The sequence below is a fragment of the Collinsella sp. AM36-4AA genome (assembly GCF_003467795.1).
Taxonomy (GTDB): Bacteria; Actinomycetota; Coriobacteriia; order Coriobacteriales; family Coriobacteriaceae; genus Collinsella.
Genome location: NZ_QSHS01000045.1, coordinates 1 through 5443, shown reverse-complemented (window position 1 = coordinate 5443; position 5443 = coordinate 1). Strand labels below are relative to the sequence as shown.

Genomic DNA, 5443 nt, shown 5'->3' with positions numbered 1-5443 from the left:
CGACGGCTCGGTGCCGTCCACCGGTCAGCGGCGCCCTGGCCTCCCACGGGCTGGCCCCGCAGTACTCTCGGCGCGATGGGGCTTAGCTTCCGGGTTCGGAACGGGACCGGGCGTGCCCCCCATGCTCTGGCCGCTGACCGGTGGGCGGCGCCCACCGTTACGGTGTCCGGTATCGCATACACGTGCCCTGGGGGCCGCATGGCGCATAGGAAAGATCTGACTCGGGTGCATCCTCGTGCCCGGACCGCGCTTCAGAGCGCATGTCCCGCGGGCCGCGAGGTGCGGTTCCGGAAGAGCTCGGGCGATTAGTGCGGCTCGGCTGAGGCTGTCGCCAGCCTTGCACCTGCCGTCTATCGACCAGGTAGTCTACCTGGGCCCTTACCGGAAGGAGAACTAATCCCTGGAACGGCTTCCCGCTTAGATGCCTTCAGCGGTTATCCGCGCCGCACGCGGCTACCCGGCCGTGCCGTTGGTCGACAACCGGTTCACCGGAGGTGCGTCCACCCCGGTCCTCTCGTACTGGGGGCAGCCTCCATCGATTCTCCTGCGCCCACGGAGGATAGGGACCGAACTGTCTCACGACGTTCTGAACCCAGCTCGCGTACCGCTTTAAACGGCGAACAGCCGTACCCTTGGGACCTGCTCCAGCCCCAGGATGCGATGAGCCGACATCGAGGTGCCAAACCTTGCCGTCGATGTGGACTCTTGGGCAAGATCAGCCTGTTATCCCCGGAGTACCTTTTATCCGTTGAGCGACGGCCCACCCACTCGGGGCCGCCGGATCACTAGAGCCTGCTTTCGCACCTGCTCGGCTTGTGGGCCTCGCAGTCAAGCCCGCTTGTACTCTTGCATTCAAAAGGACGGTTGCCGACCGTCCCGAGCGGACCTTCGCGCGCCTCCGTTACCCTTTAGGAGGCGACCGCCCCAGTCAAACTGCCCGCCTGGCACGGTCCCCGAGCCGGTTGACGGCCTCGGGTTAGGACGCCGGTCGCGCGAGGGCAGTATTCCAAGGGCGGCTCCCCGGGGGCTGGCGCCTCCGGATCTGCGCCTCCTGCCTATCCTCTACACGCGGGACCAGCGGCCAATGCCAAGCTGCAGTGAAGGTTCACGGGGTCTTTCCGTCCTTCCGCGGGTAAGTCGCATCTTCACGACCAGTGCAATTTCACCGGGTCCATGGTCGAGACAGCGCCCAAGTCGTTGCGCCTTTCGTGCAGGTCGGAACTTACCCGACAAGGAATTTCGCTACCTTAGGACCGTTATAGTTACGGCCGCCGTTTACCGGGGCTTGGCTTCGGGGCTTCGCCTTGCGGCTAACTCCTCCGCGTGACCTTCCGGCACCGGGCAGGCGTCAGACCCTATACGTCGCCTTGCGGCTTCTGCAGAGTCCTGTGTTTTTGGTAAACAGTCGCTTGGGCCTCTCCACTGCGGCCCGCCTCCGCTCCCGGAGCAAGTCCGTTCACGTACGCGCGGGCACCCCTTCTCCCGAAGTTACGGGGCCATTGTGCCGAGTTCCTTGACCATGGTTGACCCGATCGCCTCGGTATGTTCTACCCACCCACCTGTGTCGGTTTGCGGTACGGGCGCGCACGCGCCTGCCTAGGGGTTTTTCTAGGGACCTCGGGCTCACTCGCTTCGCTTGATCGCTTCGTCCGGAGCCTCGCCCTCGTGCGGACCGGATTTCCCTGGTCCGCGGGCCGCGCTCCATCACGGGGACGTCCAGAACCCCGCCGAGCCACCCCCATCCGTCGCCCCGTCGGTCGTAGCGCCGCGTGCGCGGTGCAGGAATGTCTGCCTGCTGCGCGTCGGCTACGCCTCCCGGCCTCGCCTTAGCCCCCGACTGACCCTGGGAGGATTAGCCTTGCCCAGGAAACCTCGGGTTCACGGCGGACGAGTTACTCTCTCGTCTCTCGCTACTCATGCCAGCATTCTCACTCCCATGCGCTCCACCGCCGGTCGCCCGGCGGCTTCCCCGCCCATGGGAAGCTCCCCTACCGATTCTGAAAATCAAAATCCCGCCGCTTCGGTGTCCAGCTTAGCCCCGTGTATTGTCGGCGCATGTCCACTCGACCAGTGAGCTGTTACGCACTCTTTGAATGGATGGCTGCTTCTAAGCCAACATCCTGGTTGTCTGGGCGGACGCACATCCTTTGCCACTCGGCTGGAACTTGGGGACCTTAGCGGGCGGTCCGGGCTGTTTCCCTCTCGAGCACACAGCTTAGCCCACATGCTCTGACTGCCGCGCTCTGGGCCGCCGGCATTCGGAGTTCGGTTGGATTCGGTAGGCGGCGAAGCCCCCTCGTCCATCCGGTGCTCTACCTCCGGCGGTGAACGCGCGACGCTAGCCCTAAAGCTATTTCGGGGAGAACGAGATATCTCCGGGTTTGATTGGCCTTTCACCCCTATCCGCAGGTCATCGCCGCCGTTTTCAACCGACGTGCGTTCGGCCCTCCACGGGGTCTTACCCCCGCTTCAGCCTGCCCACGGATAGCTCACCCGGCTTCGCGTCCGCGGCGCGGGACTCAAGTCGCCCTGTTAAGGCTCGCTTTCGCTCCGGCTCCCTTTCGGTTAACCTCGCCCCGCGCCAGCGACTCGCTGGCTCATTCTACAAAAGGCACGCCGTCACACCACAAGGGTGCTCCGACTGCTCGTGGGCGCACGGTTTCAGGTACTGTTTCACTCCCCTCCCGGGGTGCTTTTCACCTTTCCCTCACGGTACTGGTGCGCTATCGGTCACAGGGTAGTACTCAGGCTTGGATGGTGGTCCACCCAGGTTCGGACCGGGTTTCACGTGCCCGGCCCTACTCAGGGACCGCGTCGCGCCGTCCGGTCTGGGTTCGCGTACGGGGCTGTCACCCGCTGCGGCCGGCCCTCCCATGCCGTTCCGCTCCCCAGCCGGACCTGCGCCCGGGGGCGGCAGCCCCCGGATGCGCGGCCCTGCAACCCCGCCGGCGGAACCCCTGCCGGGTATGCCCGCTCGACGGTTTGGCCATCGGTCCCCTTTCGCTCGCCGCTACTCGGGGAGTCTCGAGATTGATTTCCTCTCCTCCGGGTACTTAGATGTTTCAGTTCCCCGGGTTGTCCTCCCCACCCCTATGTGTTCGGGGTGGGGATATGCACACTGCTGTGCATGGGTTCGCCCATTCGGAGACCCCCGGGTCGAAGGATGTGTGCTCCTCGCCGGGGATTATCGCAGCTTGCCGCGTCCTTCATCGGCTCCCTGTGCCAAGGCATCCGCCGTGCGCCCGTGGTATCTTGCGGGACCGCATCGGGCCCGCGGGATATCCACGTGTCGCTAATTAAGTTAAATTAATCGATATCATGAATAGCGCTCGTATGTCGCAATTCGGGTATCTCATACCGCGGCACAGTAGTTGACTGTGCTCGCGATCAGATGCTCCTCACTCATATATAAGTGAATTCTTCTTGTTTGGATCGGATGAATGATTGCTATCATTCTGTCTGATAAATCGCAGAAAAGAATCGAGTCTGGAAGAATGATCTTCCATCTCTCTCCTATCGCTATGCGGCTCTCAAGGTACGCGGGTGCGACCCCGGGGACCGGGTGCTGCGGGGAATCATCCTGGCGGACATCTACCGGACGGGCTCCTGCCCTCTATTCGAGTTAAAGTTTGTCTCTCTAAGAATGTATCTCCCTAGAAAGGAGGTGATCCAGCCGCACCTTCCGGTACGGCTACCTTGTTACGACTTCACCCCCCTCACCCTCCACACCTTCGGCGCCTCCCCCCTCGCGGTTGGGCCGGCGACTTCGGGTGCAGACGACTCGGGTGGTGTGACGGGCGGTGTGTACAAGGCCCGGGAACGCATTCACCGCGGCATGCTGATCCGCGATTACTAGCAACTCCGACTTCATGGGGGCGGGTTGCAGCCCCCAATCCGAACTGGGGCCGGCTTTCCGGGATCCGCTCCCCCTCGCGGGGTGGCATCCCTCTGTACCGGCCATTGTAGCACGTGTGCAGCCCAGGGCATAAGGGGCATGATGACTTGACGTCGTCCCCGCCCTCCTCCGCCTTGACGGCGGCGGTCCCGCGTGGGTTCCCGGCATCACCCGATGGCAACACGCGGCGGGGGTTGCGCTCGTTGCGGGACTTAACCCAACATCTCACGACACGAGCTGACGACAGCCATGCACCACCTGTATGGGCTCCTCTCGGCCACGGGGTCTCCCCCGCTTCACCCATATGTCAAGCCCTGGTAAGGTTCTTCGCGTTGCTTCGAATTAAGCCACATGCTCCGCTGCTTGTGCGGGCCCCCGTCAATTCCTTTGAGTTTTAGCCTTGCGGCCGTACTCCCCAGGCGGGACGCTTAATGCGTTGGCTGCGGCACGGGGGGATCGTCCCCCCACACCTAGCGTCCATCGTTTACGGCTGGGACTACCAGGGTATCTAATCCTGTTCGCTCCCCCAGCTTTCGCGCCTCAGCGTCGGTCTCGGCCCAGAGGGCCGCCTTCGCCACCGGTGTTCCACCCGATATCTGCGCATTCCACCGCTACACCGGGTGTTCCACCCTCCCCTACCGGACCCAAGCCGCGGAGGTTCCGGGGGCTTCGGGGGGTTGAGCCCCCCGCTTCGACCCCCGGCCTGCCGGGCCGCCTACGCGCGCTTTACGCCCAATGAATCCGGATAACGCTCGCCCCCTACGTATTACCGCGGCTGCTGGCACGTAGTTAGCCGGGGCTTCTTCTGCAGGTACAGTCTTGACTCTTCCCTGCTGAAAGCGGTTTACGACCCGAAGGCCTCCGTCCCGCACGCGGCGTCGCTGCGTCAGGGTTCCCCCCATTGCGCAAGATTCCCCACTGCTGCCTCCCGTAGGAGTCTGGGCCGTGTCTCAGTCCCAATCTGGCCGGTCGGTCTCTCAACCCGGCTACCCGTTGTCGGCACGGTGGGCCGTCACCCCGCCGTCTACCTGATGGGCCGCGGAGCCATCCCCTCCCGTCGGGGCTTTAGCCGGGGTGCCATGCGGCACCCCGGGGTATCCGGTATTACCCGTCCTTTCGGGCGGCTATCCCGGGGGAGGGGGCAGGTTCTCCACGTGTTACTCAGCCGTTCGCCACTCGCTTCCCTCCGGAGAGGGGTGCCGTTCGACTTGCATGTGTTAGGCGCGCCGCCAGCGTTCATCCTGAGCCAGGATCGAACTCTCCGTCCAAAATATTCTGGGCTTCGAGCCCGTCCGGTCCCCTCAGTCCATCGCTGATCGGTTCCGTTCGATTCATATGGTTCTGTATAGGAAAAGGAATTTCTCGGGGCCGCCTCTCGGCGGCCTTGCGAAAAACAAATCCAAGTTAGACCATTTCAAATGGTTCGATGTCTGCCCGGATGCGACACTGAATGTGTCCATCCTCGCAGTATCCGGTTCTCAAGGTGCACGCCTGGCGGCTGATCCGGTCCGACCGGGCCGCGCGGCAAGGAGATATATTGCCAGACCG

General features: G+C 63.5%; 3 rRNA genes. All 3 read right to left on the bottom strand.

Annotation, left to right across the window (positions count from 1 at the left end):
* Positions 1-22: 22 nt before the first annotated feature.
* A 5S ribosomal RNA gene (gene rrf, locus DW850_RS09880) occupies positions 23-138 on the bottom strand.
* Positions 139-285: 147 nt separating this feature from the next.
* Positions 286-3258 (bottom strand): 23S ribosomal RNA (locus tag DW850_RS09875).
* A 399-nt stretch (positions 3259-3657) separates the two neighbouring features.
* Positions 3658-5163: ribosomal RNA gene (locus DW850_RS09870) — 16S ribosomal RNA — on the bottom strand.
* The 16S, 23S and 5S rRNA genes sit together here, the layout of an rRNA operon.
* Between the last annotated feature and the right edge of the window lie 280 nt (positions 5164-5443).